This is a genomic window from Mesorhizobium sp. M0140, from assembly GCF_040322475.1.
GTDB lineage: Bacteria > Pseudomonadota > Alphaproteobacteria > Rhizobiales > Rhizobiaceae > Mesorhizobium.
Genome location: NZ_JAMYTM010000017.1, coordinates 23319 through 40165, shown reverse-complemented (window position 1 = coordinate 40165; position 16847 = coordinate 23319). Strand labels below are relative to the sequence as shown.

Below are 16847 nucleotides of genomic sequence, written 5' to 3'. Positions count from 1 at the left end.
CCTTAGCTCGCAAGCTTATCGCGACTGTGGGGCGACAGCCGCCGGGTAAAGGCTTCCGTCAGTGCGGGCAGGAAGCGGATCGCGTCGGTGACGATTCCGAGGTGAGCGAAATCGAAAATCGGCGCGTTCGGGTCGGTGTTGATGGCCACGATGAGATCCGCCCCCTCGACGCCAACCCGATGCTGGACGGCGCCGGAAATCCCGGCCGCTATGTAAAGCTTCGGCCGGATGGTCTTGCCAGTCTGGCCGATCTGCCGATCAGCTGGCATCCAGCTCTTCTGGACCAACGGGCGCGAACAGCCGTGCTCGGCGCCGATTGCTCGCGCGAGGTTCTTCACAAGCTGCAGGTTCTCCGCCGCGCCAAGACCAAGGCCTCCCGCAACCACGACGTCGGCATAGGCAAGGTTTGCCTTCGCCGACTGATTGTCCGGCAGGAAGCCGAGGACTTTGGTAGCGATCTCGTCCTCGGCAAGCGAGAGCTTGTGCCGGATGACACGCCCGACCGGTTTATTCGTCCGCTGCGGCATGGGCATGACCCTCGGTCGCACTGTCGCCATCTGCGGGCGGAAATTGAGCGTATAGATCGTGCACAACAAGGAACCGCCGAAAGTCGGGCGCGTGGCGGCGAGCGAACTGTCGGTATCCACATCGAGTTCGGTGCAGTCGGCCGTGAGCCCTGTCTGCAAGGTCGTCGCCACGGAGCCGGCAAGATCCCTGCCGAGTGTGGTGGCACCGAGAAGAAGGATTTCGGGTTTGTGGGTATCGACCAGATCCGTCATCGCCTTGGTGAAAGGCTCGTTCCGATAGTCGGCGAGCAGGGGCGCCTCGGCGATGTAGACAAGGTCAGCACCATAAGCGAATGCTTCGGCAACGGCGTTCCCGACGGCCTCTCCCGGCGGTCCGAGCACGACGCCTGCAAGCTGGACCTCAAGCTTGTCTGCTAATTTGCGGCCTTCGCCGAGCAGTTCGAATGATACGGGATGGACCTGGCCGCGTTCGAGCTCGATGAAGACCCAGACGTGCCGGTAGTCCTTGAAATGGGCGGGCAGCTCCTTCTTTATGCCGGCGCGGCCGGCGGCAGGGCGAGGGGTTTCTCGGTTCGCGGTCGACATCGTTTGCTCCTTGCCGTCACGCGCCGCCGTTGAAGGCGAGCTCATGTTCCAGCGCCGGCTGGCGGGTGAAGATTGCGGTGATGAGTTCGTCAGCGACATCGCGCAAGGGCATCTCGGCGGTGTCGATTAGCGCCGCCTTTTCAGCTCGAGCAGGAGGGGCGAAAACACGCTTGACGACCGTCGGTGAGCCGCGCAGGCCGCATTTGGTGAGATCCTCAATGCCGGCGTCAGCCGCACTCCATTTCAAGATCTGGCTGCGCGCGGCGCACAAGGCGTCGTGGATCGAGCCCCGGCGGATCTCGTTTGTGCCTTCCAGCATGGTGATGAGGCAAGGCAGCCTGCTCTTCAGCATCTGTGTGCCGCCTTCGGAGCGGCGCTCGACCTTGATCTCGCGTGCAGCAAGGTCAATAGAGGGGATCTTCGCGACATAGGTCAGTTGCAGGAGTCCGAGGCGCTTGGCGATGCCGGGCCCGACCTGAGCGGTGTCGCCATCGATCGTCTGCTTTCCGGTGAAGACGAGGTCTGGCGTGCCAAACGTCTCGCCGACCTTCGCGATTGCCTGGGAAAGGGCGAACGAGGTCGCCAGCGTGTCGGAGCCGGCAAAATAGCGGTCGGTCAAGAGCACCGCTCGGTCGGCGCCGTAGCCGAGCGCCTTGCGCAGCGCGTCCTCTGCCATGGGCGGACCCATGGTGAGCACAGTGACTTCGCCGCCATAGGCATCGCGCAGTCTGAGCGCTTCTTCGAGGGCGAACAGGTCGTAAGGATTGATGATGGTCGGAACACCCTGGCGCATGATTGTGTTCGTCACCGGATGGACCCTTATCTGTGCCGAGTCCGGCACCTGCTTGATGCAGATTACGATGTGCATTGGCGGTTTCTCTAGGCTCCTGTCCGGGTGCGGGCATTGCGGTTATCTCCTTGATCCGCATAATTCGTGCCAAGTCTCTTGCGCTGCCCCCTTTCCTACAACTTCGGCTGGTTGCTTCTGACGGCGCTGTGGTGATGACCGGATTTGTCGGCTGCTCGACATTGTCGCGTCGCAACCCTTGTCGGCGGTCATTCCCGTCCGAACCGCTTCAGCACCGAGTCGAACGGGACAAAGGTGTGACCCGGCGCGGCAGGTTTGTTCGGATCGTGGTCTTTGAGCACCTTGAAGACCCGATGCGTGAGCGGCGAGGAAATCGCAAAGTCCTCGTAAGCGCGTTCGAGCGTCGCGCGCACCCTCGCGGCAATCACCTGGTCGGGCAGACCGGAGAAATCTTCTTCGGCAAGGTATTGGCCCACGCGCTTCATTATATGGAGCCGCGAGACATTCAGCACCTTGGGGTCATAGGAGACGCCAAGGACTGAGAAGAACTCCTCCGCGGCCGACAGGCGCTTCAGTCGTGCGAGGATGTCTGTGACATCGATGGGGCGGCTGTCAGCGGAACAATTCATTGCATTCTCCCTGGTCGCAAAACTGTGGCCTTTGCGCGCGCGCGCACGGCTGACCTGGACCCGCACAGCTCGAAGAGGGACGCCTCGCTGCACATTTTATCGTAGAGCTCGACCAGTTGAGTTGCAGTGAGCGTTGATTTGGTCTCGGCCGCCTCGCGCCGGACGCGGGCCACCATCGCGGCTGCCAGATCCGGGTCGAGATCGCGACCGCTTTCGCTCAGCACATGGGCAATCGCAGTGGCGCCGGAATGCTTGCCGATGACGATGCGCCGGCAGCGGCCCACGAGAGCCGGATCAAGCCCCTGATAAGTACGCGAGTCCTTCAGCAGCCCTGCGACGTGAATGCCGGATTCGTGGGTGAAAACATCGGCGCCGACGACCGGCTTAGTGGCCGCGGTCTGCCGGCGGGCGGCCCAAGCCACCTCGGCGGCGAGGCCGGGCAATGCGGTCAGCTCGATGCCGGTATCTGCGCCGCCGAAGACCGCCATCGCGGCGGCCACCTCTTCCAGCGCGGCATTGCCCGCACGCTCGCCGAGCCCCAGGACGGTGACGGAGGCATGGCGCGCGCCTGCGCGGATCGCGGCTAGCGTGTTGGCGCCAGCAAGTCCGAGATCGTTGTGCGCATGAAATTCAAGGTCGATTGGAGACTGCACCACCAGCTGGGCGACAAGTTCGAAGGTTGAAAACGGGTCGAGAACACCGACTGTGTCGGCCAGCCTCACGCGGCTTGCGCCGGCGCGTGCGGCCGTCTCGATGACGCGGGCGAGATGATCCCGATTGGCCCGCGAGGCATCCTCGCACCCCACCGCGACGAAGAAGCCGGCGGCGGCGGCGCGCCTGACCATATCATCGATGACCTGGAGCGCTCCCGCCTTGTCGAGGCCGAGCTTGGCGGCAAGTTGGATGTCCGACGCAGGCAGCGACAAATTGACCGCTTGGACCCCGCTCTCGATCGCTGCATCGAGATCCAACGACGTCATCCGGCACCAGGCCATGAGCCGAACCGGAAGACGCCGCGCGACCACAGCGCGAATTGTTTCGATCTCGTCGACCCCCATGACCGGCGTGCCGATCTCGATCTCTGTCACGCCGGCCGCCGCAAGAGCCTCGGCGATCTCCAGCTTTTCCGTCGTGGTAAAGGCGACGCCCGGCGCCTGCTCGCCATCGCGCAAGGTCGTATCGTTGAGAGAGACATGACGGGTCATGACCGGTAGCCTGTTCTTCTGCCGCTCACGCATAGACCGGATTACCCGGCCCAGAACCGAAAAAGCTGCGCAGCTTCCCCACGATTGCCGGCATGACCTCGAGCACCCGGTCGATATCCTCTTCGCTGTTGTCCCGCGCCAAGGAGAAGCGGACTGCCGCGTGCGGCGTTTTCATCGCGCTTAGGACATGGCTTGGTTCCAGAGAGCCGGAGGTGCAGGCCGAGCCAGAGGAACACGCGATGCCAATGCGGCTGAGGAGAAGTGGAATTCCATCACTGTCCACATGTTCGAAGGAGATGTTTGCGGTGTTGGGCAATCGTTGCAGGGGATCACCAGTGACACAGGTGCCTGGGATGCGCTGGAGGATCCCGCCCTCCAGGCGATCGCGGAGCGACTTTACCCGTGTGGTCTCGTCGTCCATGAATTTCAAGGCGAGTTCGGCCGCCGTCCCGAGCCCGGCTATGCCCGGCGTATTCTCGGTGCCGGCACGCCGATTGTGTTCTTGGTGGCCCCCCTTGATCAGCGAATGGAAGTTCACGCCACGTTTTACGAAAAGGGCACCGATCCCTTTCGGCCCGTGCAGCTTGTGGCCGGAGAGCGACAGCATGTCGATTGCGGTCGACTTCAGGTCCATCGGAAGCTTGCCGACCGCCTGCACAGCATCGGTATGGAATAGGGCGCCCACTTCCTTGGCCAACTCGGAAAGCCTGGCCACGGGGAAGATCACACCAGTCTCGTTGTTCGCCCACATTATGGATACGATTGCCACCTGTGGGGTGAGGGCGGCCATATAGGCGTCGAGGTCGAGCCGACCACGGCAATCCACCGGGATCCTGTGCACCTTGACGCGGCGGGTCTTCTCAAGATGCGCGCAAAGCGTCAGCACGGCGGGGTGCTCGACCGCGGATGTCACGATCTCGGTTCGGTTGGGCGCCGCCTCGAGCGCTGAAAGAAGCGCTGCATTGTCGCTTTCTGTCCCACCCGAGGTGAAGGTGATCTCATCCTCGAACTCCGCGCCGATCAGCGCTTGCAATTGCCTCCGCGCCTTTCTCACCGCCGCACTGACTGAGGCGCCAAGAGCGTGTGCCGACGAAGGGTTGCCGAATTGATCCCTAAAGAACGGCAACATCGCTTGCACGACCGCAGGATCGACCCGTGTGGTTGCGTTGTTGTCGAGGTAGACAGGCTTCATAGGTGCGATCCTCAGTTAAACAGAATGACGCGAGCGCTAGACCGACTCGTTGAGCCTCTGGCTCATGCCGTTGATGATAATGGGCCTGAACTGGCAGCGCGCGCAGACGCCCGGAGTGTTTGCGTAAATCGGATCTCCGTCGATATGGACATGTTCGCAGTGGCCGCAGGTCAGCCCGCAGGTAAGGACGCCCGAACGCGATAACGCTACCGATGAGCCGAATTTGGCGCAGCGGCGCGATTTGTCCGCAAGCAGCTCGGGTGCCACCAGGAACCGAGCTGCTTCGGGAGGCGACTTTCTTTGAATCCTGCTGGGAGCGAATGGCGGTCCCGAGATCGGCTTTGACCTTGTCTTGCTTATTAGGACGCGGACATCTGTTGTGCCGGCCATATAAGTCTCCTCTGCCGAAAATCAGTCTGTCGGCCGCACAGGCGCTTCGGGCGTTTAACTGAAGGACTTGCCGCAGCCGCACTTTTCGCGCGCATTGGGGTTATCGAAGACAAAACCGGAAGATTCGAGCCCGGTGCGGAAGTCGACGGTCATGCCGGCTACATGGGGTTGCGAGCCCGTGTCCACGAACAGCTTGATCCCATCGGTGTCAGTGATCGCGTCGCCCTCGCGCGACACGCTCTCCAGGCCCATTAAGTATTTGAAGCCGGCGCAGCCGCCGGCCTCGACCATGATGCGAAAGCCTTCCGCCGGCTCGCTGGCGCGGGAAAGAGCAGTCTTGAAGGCGGCAACGGCGTTGTCGGTGAGCGTAATCATGGCTCCATTCTCCTCAGTCCAGGACCGGCTTGCGCATCACGCCGCATGCACCGTGCCAAAGCGAAAAAACGTTTCAACACAGCGCGGCATCTCTGACACTGCCGTGCTTCTTGTGAGTGCATTGCAGCGAAGGTGTCGGCAAACCGACACGTACTGTCGGTTTGTCCGGTCCCGCCACCAGGGATGTTGGGCCTGAGTTCCCGGTTGAACTCACATCACCAAGTACAGAACTTCTTCTGAGCTTGCTTCGGCGCAATTGGCACGGTTTTTGAAGCTCCGTTTGGCGAGACGGCAAGAGCATGCCGATCCACAATCATGCCGTGGGTGCCCGCGCGATGGATGGGGCGAAGCAGGGGAGCAACATGTCAGGACCGGGTCAGACACGCGTTGTTTGGCAAAGCAGCGCCGCCCGTGGCATCCGAATGCCCGCTTGGCCGATTGCGACAACACCCACACTCGCTCACCCACCGCCCAGTAGCGGCCGACCGGCTCGATGGGATGCCATTGGCATGTGCCTGCCGCCGGTTTTCGCACGGGTGCGACGCCGTGCGCACGCTGTCCAGCGACACCTTGTTCATGGGCCCGCAGCAGATCAGGATCGAGCATTTCGGCGCGCCTTATCGGCTGAAGATTCCCGGGCAGGGCAGATGATCCTCACACGTCGTAGAAACAGGGGTAAGCATGGACCAACGCGAGAAACCGTCGCCGGACGAAATCCGGCGGGCGTGCAAAGACAATCCGAAGATCCGGGAGCATGATCTCGCCGCTCGATTGGGCATTTCGGAAGTCGAGTTGGTCGCGGCGCATTGTGGTCATGGCGCGGTGCGCATCGAGCCGCGCGTTGATGATCTGCTGACCGGCCTCGAAGCGGTCGGCGAGGTGATGGCAGTCACCAGCAACGAAAGTGCCGTGCACCAAAAGATCGGCGTGTACGGCAAAGTGGTCACCGGCAACCAGCATGCCATATTGCTCGGCGACGGGATCGACCTGCGCATCTTCCCGAAAGCGTGGGCGTATGGCTTCGCCGTCGAGAAGCGCGAGGGAGCCGAGATCCGCCGCAGCCTGCAATTCTTTGATGCCACCGGCGAGGCGATGCACAAAGCTCATCTCAGGCCCGCCTCGAACCTGCAGGCCTATCAGGATCTGACGGCAGAGCTTGTATCCTCCGATCAGGAGCCGATCATATTGCTCGAGGCGAGCGGGGCGCGCGATAACACAGTGAGTCCAGACCACGCCGCCACGGTCGACGACCTACGCGAGCACTGGGGCCGGCTAAGCGACGTGCATCAGTTCTACCATATGTTGAAGACACTGAAGCTCAGCCGCTGCCAGGCTATGCGTACGGCCGACGAGGATAACGCCTGGCTGCTCGACAATGATGCCGTTGGCGCCCTGTTCCAACAGGCGGCCGAAGACGAGATGCCGATCATGTGCTTTGTCGGCAATCGTGGTTGCATCCAGATCCATTCCGGCCCGATTAAGTCGGTCAAGCAGATCGGGCCGCGGATCAATGTGCTCGACGAGACCTTCCATCTGCATCTTAGGACCCATCGCATCCGCGAGGTCTGGGCCGTGCGCAAGCCGACGAGGGACGGTCACGTCACGTCCATTGAAGCCTATGGCGCGGACGGCAAGATGATCATCCAGTTCTTCGGCAGGCGCAAGGAAGGCGAACGCGAGGGCAGCGACTGGCGGTTTCTGGCCGAGAGTCTGCCATGTGTTCCCGGTCCGGATGTGGAGAGTGCCGACAGGCCCTCGGATTGAACCGGCCGCCATAGGACTCGGCAGCACGTCCCGACAGCGGCTCGCGAGGAATTTAGCTCCATGTGCGGAAAGGCTTGCCTTCATAAGCGCATACGGACGGTTGGGTGTGCACGCCGGAACAGACCGCATCGATATAGTCAAGCTCGTCGCGGCCGGACTGCTGCGCACGAGTGCATCGCCGTCTGACCGAAAATCCTTGCAGCGCCTGCGAGCGATAAAACGCATACGCCATCAACGCCGAACCGAAGCGCGGCTCGATCTTGTTGATATTCCCGATCAAACGCCGTCGGGTCTTGTCGGATCGCACCCGATCCTTGCGCTGGATCGCATCGTTGCTCAATCCGGTCCGTGCGAGGCGATCTCCTCGCTCGACCGGAAGGCTGTGCAGCAGCAGCCAGGCCGAACAGCCCGATGTCGCGGACTCGACAAAACCGACCACGGATGTCGGTTGTCGGACGTTGTCCTAAGAATGGTGGACAGGTGATCATCAACTTAGCGGCGGCGGCCCAGTGCAGGCTGGCATTGCTTGGTGCAGCGCCATGGGTACGCCTATCCGGCACGAGACTTGCTTCGACGATTTGATCAGCAGGGCATCAGCAGTGTGTCACGGAGTTCAGAGGTGATTGACCAGCCTCTCAACCCCAACGGGGATAGCGGCGGCTTTGCTTCATGACCGCAGAGCGGCGGAGATGCCCCTTCTGATCGACTTCGCAACCGATCTCATCCGCGCTGGTGCAGGTGGGCTGTATCAGGCGACAGAATCTAGAAGGCCCGACAAGAGACGTGCCCATGCTGGAAATCGACTTTATGAACAGCCGTGCAATCTCAATCGAGCCATGAACGCCAATGTAGAGAAAACAAAATGGCGACCAACCCCGTTCCAGATCATGTCCCACCCGAAATGGTGAGGGACTTCAGCCTGTTTACATCGCCAGGGATGCCACCAACACCCAACGGGGATCCACACGCAGCTGTCGCTCGCGTACATGACGGGCCCCCGATCTTTTACTCCCGCTACAACACGCAAGATGGCCGGGGTACCTGGGTCATCACCCGTGCCGCGGACCAGCGGAGGGTGCTGCAGGACGCAGAGACTTTTTCCAGCCATCGCAGCATCTTCTCCTCCATACTGGGTGAAAACTGGCCGACGATCCCGCTTGAGCTCGATCCACCGGCCCATGGCGTCTTTCGCTCACTGCTCAATCCGCTGCTTTCGCCAAAGCGGGTGTTGGCTTTGGAACCGGCTGTCCGCGAACGGGCGGTCGAGCTGATCGAAAGGATCGCCGCGTCGGGCACAAGCTGCGACGTGATGAAGGATTTTGCCTTTCCTTTCGCGGTGAGCACCTTTCTTCGCTTTCTGGGGTTGCCTGATGACCGACTCGATACATTCGTCGGCTGGGGGAAAGATCTGCTCCACGGCGACGATAAGGAACGACCTGTGGCTGCCCGGACGATCGTGGCATTCATCGACGAACTTGCAGCCATGCGCCGCGATGAGGCGGTTGACGATTTCATGACCTTTATCGTGCAGGCACAGGTCGAGGGCCGCCGGCTGACGGACACCCAAGTCCGCGGCATCGGCGTGCTTGTCTTCGTCGCTGGGCTCGACACGGTCGCAGCAGCTATAGGCTTTGACTTGGCGTACCTCGCACGCAACCTCAAAGATCAGCAATTGCTGCGGAGCGAACCGGACCGCATCCCGCTCGCAACCGAAGAATTGCTGCGGGCCTATCCGCCCATTCAGTTGATCCGCGTGGCCACGAAAGATATCGACTTCGAAGGCGCGCCGATCCGGAAGGGGGACTATGTTTCCTGCGCCACTATGATTGCCAATCGTGACCCGGCGGAATTCGCATGCCCCAACACGATTGATTTGGAGCGGGAGGACAACCGCCACGCAGCGTTTGGCTATGGTCCCCACCGTTGCCTTGGCTCACATCTTGCCCGGCGGGAGATTGTCATTGGCCTGGAGGAGTGGCTGGCGCGCATCCCGGCTTTCAGGATCAAGCAGGGTACGGCGCCGATAACTTCTGGCGGCCATGTGTTCGGGATCGAAAATTTGATCCTGGACTGGTCTTAGGCCCGCCCCGAGCGGGGGCACAGACAATGGAGGCAGCGCCATGCACATCATCGTCCAAAAGGCCAAATGCCAGGGTCACGCGCGATGCGCGGCGCAAGCGCCGGACATCTTCAAGCTTGATGACGAGGGCTACATCCTGCCTGGTGACATTGAAGTTGCGCAAGGGGAGGAACTGCCTGCATCGCGGGGCGCGCGATCCTGTCCTGAACGTGCGCTGGAACTCACCCGCTGCGCGCTGTGAGGACTCATTCAACCGAGAGTCTGGCGGGCTTGAAGCATGTGGCCGCACTCAGCACGCGACCTCTGTCCCGCACGGTTCACGTCCAACTCCGCGGGGGCATTTCCGGCGCCAGTGTTCCCCAAAAGGCGCAAACGGCAGGGCGGGGGCTCGCGAAACGCCTCTGCCAATCACAGAATTTGCGACAGAGCCGATGGAACATACGAAAATTGCCGAACTACTCGACCGCGAGGCGATCCGCGACTGCGTATACCCGAAGAACTGCCCGACCCATGTTGCGGCAGGCCGGATCTCGGCATGATTTGATAGGACAAACCAGGAGAACGCACCATATTTGCCCAACATTATGCCCGGCTCAGCACCGGCCAATGGCCGCACATCGAGCTGGAGAGGAGGTTCGACCAGCATGTACTTGCCTGTGTGCTCTCACGGGCGCTCGAGGAGATCGAGGCCGGCGAGGCGACTGCGACGGAGGCAACCGGACTCTCGCGCGCCGAGCTGCGCGATGTCCTGGCCCGCTGTTTCCCTGCTATTCCTATCAACGCGTTTGCCTTGAAAGAGGTGAGCGAGCCCGAGCCGGATCTGGAGGAAGAACTTCTGCACGGACTGCTGCTGGCGCATGCCCGGCCGGGCGACAAGGCGAGCGCCCGCTTCGCCAGGATCATCGCCCGGCGTGCCATGCGCAATGACCACCTCTGGCAGGACCTTGGCCTTTTTAATCGGACCGAGCTCGGCCGCCTGCTCGCCTCGCATTTTCCGACGCTGGCGGCCGGCAACACCCAAAACATGAAATGGAAGAAGTACTTCTACCGCAAGCTCTGCGAGGCCGAAGGTTTTTCGCTGTGCAGCGCTCCCAGTTGCCGGGAATGCACCGATTTCGAAAGCTGCTTCGGCCCGGAGGAAGGCGAAAGCCGCCTCACACGGATCAAGAACGGCTTCGCCCCGGATTGAGAGCCGCTTCGTCGGTCGTACAGCGCCAGCGCTCGCGCCGCCTCCTAGGTTACTTGTCGAATGCCGACGGGCCTTAGAGAGCGTCATTGTTCGCGCTGGTGCACAGTTTCGCCTCGCTCACCCATTGGGGCGACCAGATTGTCTCCGGCGTGGCCATCAATTTCGTTGCTGCCGGCTCCGCCATCATTCTCGGCCAGGTCCCGGCAGGGCGCGCGCTGGGGTTCCTGGAAGCTTTTCGAACTTTCTGGGTCGCGCCTCAGCCCGAATTGCGGTTGCTTATGGACAAAATAGGACACTAGATTCGGTTTTTGGATAGCTTTGAAGGCATCGACTTCTGGCACATGCGCCAGATAGCGCGTCAGCACGAACTTCCAAGCGTGCTACCTTTTGAACGACAGCTCTGCGCCTCATCCCGGCCATTCTGGCAGACTGCTCTTTGGCCGGAAGCTGCCTTCGCCGCTGATCATCGATGATGGTCGATAAGAGGTCGAAAACGGACTGGCAGTTTCGGGCGACGCCGCCGAGAAGGTTGCTTTTTATCTAATCACCGAGCTTGCGCGGAAACCCAACTTACATACTCGGCTGGTTCAAGCGCTTCGAATTCGCATTGCCAACAGGTTTGCTCGGTGTCGAATCCCCGTCAGAGCCAAGGCGATTGGGTCTGCCTCATGATTCTCGCGCCATAAAGCTTATCCTGAAGGGTTTCGCTTCTGCTCTTGATGGCTTGGTTCAGTACGGTCAGGTTCGTGTCCCAGTGTCGCCCGACCGGAGTCGTGAGCAGCTCAATATCCTTACCCTTGATCCAAAGGTTGCCTCGCCCGTCGATCGTCTTCGCGAGAACTTCGTGGGCGGCAAATGCGGTCGCTTGATCAGCGGCGTGTAGGTAGCGTCGATACCACTCGCGCGCCCATCTGTTTCGACGATAGTGATCACTGCCAGTCGCGTAAACCTCGGCCAGCCAGCCTGTTCGTGGCTTCCTCGCCTCGAACTCGGTCCATATCTTTTCGAATGCGGGTGTCAGATCGCAGAAACCCAGGAGCGTATAAGCCCGCGCGATCCGGGCCGCATCGCCACTGGCCTCGTCATCTCGGATGGTGGCCTCAAGCCAGCTCGATTGGCCGTGCTGGATGGCGGCCCTCGCCATGTCAAGCAACACATTGTCAGTCGTGCAGAGGTCAAGAGCCTCCCGGCGTCCTTCATCTCCGGCAGCGCATGCTGGCGCCTCAACTGGCAACAGGGTTATCCGAGGGTTCTTTATGATGCCTCGGTCCCTTGCGTCATTCAACTTCCGCCACAACGGGATGCCAGCCGCGGGCAAGGATCGAATGAGTCCCTCACACAGGGCAATGAGAGGAAATTCATCGAGCGTATCAACGTTCGAAATGTGGTTACGCTCGTCGAGCCAAGCGTTCAACCAGGCCACGAGGCTCGCCCCTTGCTTCGCAATCAAGATGGTCATCGGCAGGTCGTGGTTTGCCCAATATCTCGGGTAGGACCAGGAGCCTCCCTTTTGATCCAGCCTATCGAAGGCATCGCGAACGAAGTCATGATATTTTTGCTGCGCGACCGGGTCTTCAGGATTTCGTTGAAGCATGACGGCCCAGATTTCGGGATCCGCCTCATCCATCAGTTCCGGGCGTTGCAGAATCTCGCTTGCAGCCAGCAACGCCAATGATCCCCGGCAGCGGTCTTTGAGGTTCTTCGCTTCCGCAGCTTTCCATCCGCTATCGGCGATCGCCTGCAGCACCTGAGTGTCGCGTGTCTCTGGTGCCAGTTCGAAAGCGGCGCCGCGTATTTCTGCGTCCACGCTGCTGACAAGTGGCGCCAAATCTGACCAACCATCCAGAGCCTCTTCATCAGCTATGGCGCCCAGGAGCAGAAGCCCGCTGAGCACGTCATCGCGAGGACCGGTTAGCGGGAATCTGGAAAGGCGCGATCGTATGGCTGATTGTCCACAACGCAGCAGCACCTTCTCGATCCTGGCGAGGATCGGCAGCTTCAGACAATCGTCGAGCACTCTATCCAGCAGTTGTTCCGGTTCGAGGTCCCAAAGACGCAATTCCAGCTCGCGTGCTCGCCACCAAGGAAGATCATCGTCCTTGGCGATGGCCGAGGCGTCGATCAAATCCTTGATGGCATCGGCGATTAGAAGTCTCTCCTCCTGTCTATACAGTAGCGAAAGTCGGTTCGCCTCGGCCACAAGACGTTGCAATTCGAGTTCGTTTCGCCCCGGGGCGCTCAGGGCCGCCAAGCGAACGATTTGTTGCAGGAGATTTGGGTCTGTGCGGGCCAACATAGCTTTTAGGCGCTCAAAACGATTGTCGTCATCACTCGACTGGCGCCCGAGCAGCCAAAGCTGGTCGCCTGCGAACTTGGCATCATGGTTCGCTACGCATGCGTTCGGATCAAGCGGACTTTGGGTATCCGCGCGGTCTGCAAATACTGTAGGTGATTTGTCCTTTACTAACGCAGCCAGGTGCGTCCCGGCGACAGCGTCTCCAAGAGCCTCCAGAAGCCATTGCCCGCCAGTTAGCGCAATGTCATCACCTGTTGCGGTCAGTTCGTCCACGGCTTTCAGCAGCGCGGCATGAAAATCGCCAGATTTGCCGCCGCCCAGGCGCAAGACCCAGGCCAGCTCCTCGAAATGATTGGCGGTGGCCATGATTGCCCGGCTGATTGCCCAGGCCAGGAACGCGTCAGTGAATGCCTGCAGCGGCAGGAACGAAAGAATCCCGAACACCCGGTGAGCGAGCCAACTCACGTCGCCCGTGGCCACCAGTTCAACGGTCGGGCAGGTCGACGATATCGGCGAGTCATTCCATCGTTTCAGGTTGTCATGAGTTCGCTTGCGATTTGTGACCGATCGCTCGGAGTTCGGATCAATCTTACCAAGGAAGCGTCCGTCGTCTGGGTCTGCCCAGAGCCATCCCAGCCAGATCGTCACCTGCCTGACGAGGCGTGGCGCGATCTCTGCGAAGGAATGGGCTCGTGCCAGTCCCTTGATAAGGATTTCATCCATCGATCTGTTGCCGGACCGGGCGAGCCAGGTCTCCTCAGCAATCTGGCAAAAAAGTTCAAAATCCAGGCCGATCAAACGCCAGAAAGCATCATAGTCCACCTGAGAGAAGTTTTGTTCGGCTACCCACCGATGAACGATGGCACGCCGAGCAGGCCGGCCGACAAGCCCGTCCAGGAGCGCGATTGTTGCTGTCGCTCGCAGGATCGAAACGCCGAGCCGTTGCCCCTTGTAGGGATCTACGAACGTGGCGATGATGGCAGCGGCCTCGCCTTCATCGCCCAGGCCTCTCAGTTCAGCCGCCAATATTAGGCCGAGCACGAAAGGCGTAAGCTCCTTGCGGAGTTTAAACCGATGAGGACCGTCACCTGCTTCCAGCCAACGCCCGGCGATCAGCTCCGCCACGGTTTCGCGAAGGTCGTCCTGGCCCTTGCCGCTCTCCCGGCCCAGTTTCGTAACCAGATCAACGCGGGTGAACATTGCGTCATCAAGCGAAACCTTCACGCCGCTGCCGAGATCGCGGATGAAATCTCGGAATTCCTCATCGGAAATCGCCAGTGCTGCTCCGCGCCGGCCTACCCTGTGCTTCCAATCTTCGTATGCGAGCCGCTCGGGCGTTATGTCGCCTGTTGGCGCGAGGGCCTCACGCCGTTCGATAGCCAACTGGGAGAGACGCGGCACCTTCATAAGATCCAGCATCCGATCTCCAAACGCCTCACCCTCCACCGCGTGCAACTTCAACAGCGCTTTCAGCTCGTCGTTGCTGAAGGGACCAACACGAATTTCATCCGGACGGGGAGCCAACGGCGCCAGCCTGTGCAGATCGGCCCAATGGTCTGGCCAGCAGCTGGTCAGAACGGCAAAGCGACCTTTCCAGCGCTCGTCGTAGAGCGGTTGCAGGAAATCCGACCAATCGCGTTTTCGCCAATTCTGGTTCAGTCCATCGACGACCAGAATGAACTGCTGACCGGCGAAATCGGCGCGCTGCCAGAGCCCAACTCTGCGTAGCCAGAACGTCGCATCGCCATGGCCGAGCCGTCTGGCTAGAACCTTGGCCAGCAGCTCCTCGGCGTTGTCGTCCCGGACGTCATTGGCCGAGACGAAAACCGACAGAGGCAGATTACGGCCGTCTGCGGAATTCGCTGCCCACCAGGACAAGAAGGACCAGGTTTTCCCCATGCCTTCATCGCCGAGCAGAACCGCAGGTCGACCGCTGATGAGCCATTTGTCGAGCTGTTCGTTCAGCGATGGCCGTAAGACTTTCCTCACGGCAGGGTCATGCAGATTGTTAAAGCTCCCGCCAAGACGTGATGCCGCGTTCATGGGATTGGACAAACCAACCTCAATCCAGGTCTTCATGGCGCTCACAGCTGCCGCATATCCGATATCGGCGTCCAGCAGCCTTTGGCGGACCCTCTCGCGAGACTTTGCGAAATCCGGGTGGGATCCAATTGCTCTGACCACGTCCCGCAGAGATCGGTCGTTCCCAAAGTGGCGCGCCATGGCGACTGGCGCTTCAAGGCAAAGGACCGCCAAGTCGGGAAGCGAGTCTTTGTGGCTTGGCCAATCGAGGACCAGCACAGCTACTCCCAGGCGGTTTCCGATGTCTCGGAGCGCTTCGATATCGGTGACCGGGATCTCCCGCGAGGCAGCCAGTATCCATAGATCGACAGGGTCGCTTTGAAGAGCGGAGTCGACGACCTTTGCCTTCATCTGATCAAGGCTAAGCCGTGTTTTCGCGCCATATCTTTTGGCTTCCAGACCGACGCGAAATGTATTGTGCTCGATCGTCCGGACATCGGATCCTGCCTGCGGGCCTGATTTGGCCAACCTGAACAGCTGACCTGTGGTTTCTGACAGGACGTCTCGCATGAGACCTTCAAATCCACTCGTGCCGGTCGCATCGAGTTTGCGAAGTCGAGCCGCCAACAAAGTTTTTGCGCGAGCAAAGTCCATCAAGCTTGGTTTTTGGCCGGCGGAAGTGGTCATAAATCCCCCATGGGTTTCAGTCATTGATGGTTGTACTCACGCAGACGACGTGATCTGCAGAACCTGGATATGAATGCTCTGCAAGATTCGAGGTCGAATTCATGAGTAAGCTGACGGAGGCGTTGAGCCAGGACAAGCTCAGTGTTTGCCTTAAATTGGAGGCCTCCGAGGTCAGGCGCGTCTATAGGACCACTGAACTCCTTCCCGACTTCGATTTCATCCCGTACGACGGGGGAACCGATAAGGACTACCCAGTCTGGCACGAGTTCGATCTCTCGGACGAAGCGATTTTCATCCATAGTTTGATACTGGACGACTATGGGTACTTCGTTGACGATGACCCGCACGATGATCCCGAATATGAGCTACCGAAAGCAACTTCTGAAAGCACAGGGAAGCTTGCCTTGGAACTCCAGATGGCAGACCGCTTTGGGTGCCGAGCACTGGTCAGGGGAAGCTTGTCTGGTACTTCCATGGAAATGAATGGATGTGCGCTTCAATTTCATCGTGGCCTCCTACTCCGGAGAAAGCAGTCGTATCGGATATGCTGCGGAAGCGATTGCCGAAGGTTTCGCGTTCGAGGAAGAGGGAAAGCTCAAGCAGGCATTTTTCTCATATTTTTCGGCACTCGACAGCTTCGTTGAATCGGAGCGTGAGAAACTCAACAAGGGGCAATCCGACGATCAGCGGACCAAACCTGACATCCGACTGATGCAGAAACTGCAGGCGATCATAAAGGCGAACATGCCACCGTCTGTCGGCGGCCTCGATAAAGTGAAGATATGGGGAGACGTTAAGAACGGTTTCGACAAGTGCGAAAAACTCAGAAACGCTATCGCTCACAACACGAAAACAGAGCCGATTGCTAAGGCCGACGTTGATCTGTGCTTTGCCGTCGCCGCCATCATCGTGGCGATGGTTAGTGATGATCTCTACGAAGAAAAAGAGATTAGGAAGCACTACGTTGTAGAAAGCCACTGAGTCGGAGTTACGAAATTAAGGCGGATTGGCAGCTTGCGGCATCCACTGGCCATCCGCGGTGCAGGCTTACCAGGAAAGCCGAGACACAAGTCCGCTAAGTGCTAAAAGCAGTCCTAC

The 16847-nt window shown here is 60.0% G+C and carries 13 protein-coding genes and 1 pseudogene; 6 read left to right on the top strand and 8 right to left on the bottom strand.

Translation table 11 applies throughout. From position 1 onward, the window contains the following. Positions 1-2: 2 nt before the first annotated feature. From NKJ37_RS18175 to NKJ37_RS18150, 6 genes are all read right to left on the bottom strand, one after another. Positions 3-1112, bottom strand: a complete 1110-nt coding sequence (locus tag NKJ37_RS18175; protein ID WP_352774560.1) for an electron transfer flavoprotein subunit alpha/FixB family protein — start codon at positions 1110-1112, stop codon at positions 3-5. Positions 1113-1128: 16 nt separating this feature from the next. Beyond that, entirely contained in the window at positions 1129-1980 is an 852-nt protein-coding gene (locus tag NKJ37_RS18170; RefSeq protein WP_352774559.1) for an electron transfer flavoprotein subunit beta/FixA family protein, read from the bottom strand. Positions 1981-2168: 188 nt separating this feature from the next. Then, positions 2169-2549: a nitrogenase stabilizing/protective protein NifW gene (gene nifW, locus NKJ37_RS18165; RefSeq protein ID WP_023736300.1), complete on the bottom strand. Its 381-nt coding sequence runs from the start codon at positions 2547-2549 to the stop codon at positions 2169-2171. Continuing rightward, positions 2546-3754 (bottom strand): homocitrate synthase, encoded by a 1209-nt coding sequence (nifV, locus tag NKJ37_RS18160; protein ID WP_352774557.1) that lies wholly within the window; start codon positions 3752-3754, stop codon positions 2546-2548. The genes nifW and nifV overlap by 4 nt, the downstream gene beginning before the upstream one ends. A gap of 25 nt (positions 3755-3779) precedes the next feature. Then, positions 3780-4946, bottom strand: a complete 1167-nt coding sequence (gene nifS / locus NKJ37_RS18155; RefSeq protein ID WP_352774555.1) for a cysteine desulfurase NifS — start codon at positions 4944-4946, stop codon at positions 3780-3782. A 444-nt stretch (positions 4947-5390) separates the two neighbouring features. Then, the gene (locus NKJ37_RS18150; RefSeq protein WP_352774554.1) at positions 5391-5711 is read right to left on the bottom strand and encodes an iron-sulfur cluster assembly accessory protein; all 321 of its coding nucleotides are present in this window, start codon (positions 5709-5711) and stop codon (positions 5391-5393) included. 681 nt (positions 5712-6392) lie between these two features. On the opposite strand from NKJ37_RS18150, the gene NKJ37_RS18145 reads away from it, so the two are divergent. Continuing rightward, complete coding sequence (locus tag NKJ37_RS18145; RefSeq protein ID WP_352774552.1) at positions 6393-7475, top strand: hemin-degrading factor; 1083 nt, start codon at positions 6393-6395, stop codon at positions 7473-7475. Positions 7476-7527: 52 nt separating this feature from the next. On the opposite strand, the gene NKJ37_RS18140 is transcribed toward NKJ37_RS18145, so the two are convergent. Beyond that, on the bottom strand, positions 7528-7914 hold the full coding sequence (locus NKJ37_RS18140) for a hypothetical protein (protein ID WP_502902001.1): 387 nt from the start codon (positions 7912-7914) through the stop codon (positions 7528-7530). A 423-nt stretch (positions 7915-8337) separates the two neighbouring features. Between NKJ37_RS18140 and NKJ37_RS18135 the strand changes: the two genes are divergently transcribed. The 4 genes and pseudogenes from NKJ37_RS18135 to NKJ37_RS18120 all read left to right on the top strand — a co-directional run. Further along, positions 8338-9555: a cytochrome P450 gene (locus NKJ37_RS18135; protein WP_352774550.1), complete on the top strand. Its 1218-nt coding sequence runs from the start codon at positions 8338-8340 to the stop codon at positions 9553-9555. Between the two features lie 40 nt (positions 9556-9595). Continuing rightward, positions 9596-9796 carry a ferredoxin gene (locus tag NKJ37_RS18130; protein ID WP_352774548.1) on the top strand — a complete coding sequence of 67 codons (201 nt, stop codon included), beginning with the start codon at positions 9596-9598 and terminating at the stop codon, positions 9794-9796. 327 nt (positions 9797-10123) lie between these two features. Then, the gene (locus NKJ37_RS18125; protein ID WP_352774624.1) at positions 10124-10744 is read left to right on the top strand and encodes a nitrogen fixation protein NifQ; all 621 of its coding nucleotides are present in this window, start codon (positions 10124-10126) and stop codon (positions 10742-10744) included. An 89-nt stretch (positions 10745-10833) separates the two neighbouring features. After that, positions 10834-10941: pseudogene (locus tag NKJ37_RS18120) on the top strand (ABC transporter permease); the annotation flags it as partial. Between the two features lie 443 nt (positions 10942-11384). Here NKJ37_RS18120 and NKJ37_RS18115 read toward each other — a convergent pair. Next, entirely contained in the window at positions 11385-15749 is a 4365-nt protein-coding gene (locus tag NKJ37_RS18115; protein ID WP_352774546.1) for an NACHT domain-containing protein, read from the bottom strand. A gap of 483 nt (positions 15750-16232) precedes the next feature. On the opposite strand from NKJ37_RS18115, the gene NKJ37_RS18110 reads away from it, so the two are divergent. Continuing rightward, positions 16233-16730, top strand: a complete 498-nt coding sequence (locus NKJ37_RS18110) for a hypothetical protein (protein WP_352664239.1) — start codon at positions 16233-16235, stop codon at positions 16728-16730. Positions 16731-16847 lie beyond the last annotated feature (117 nt).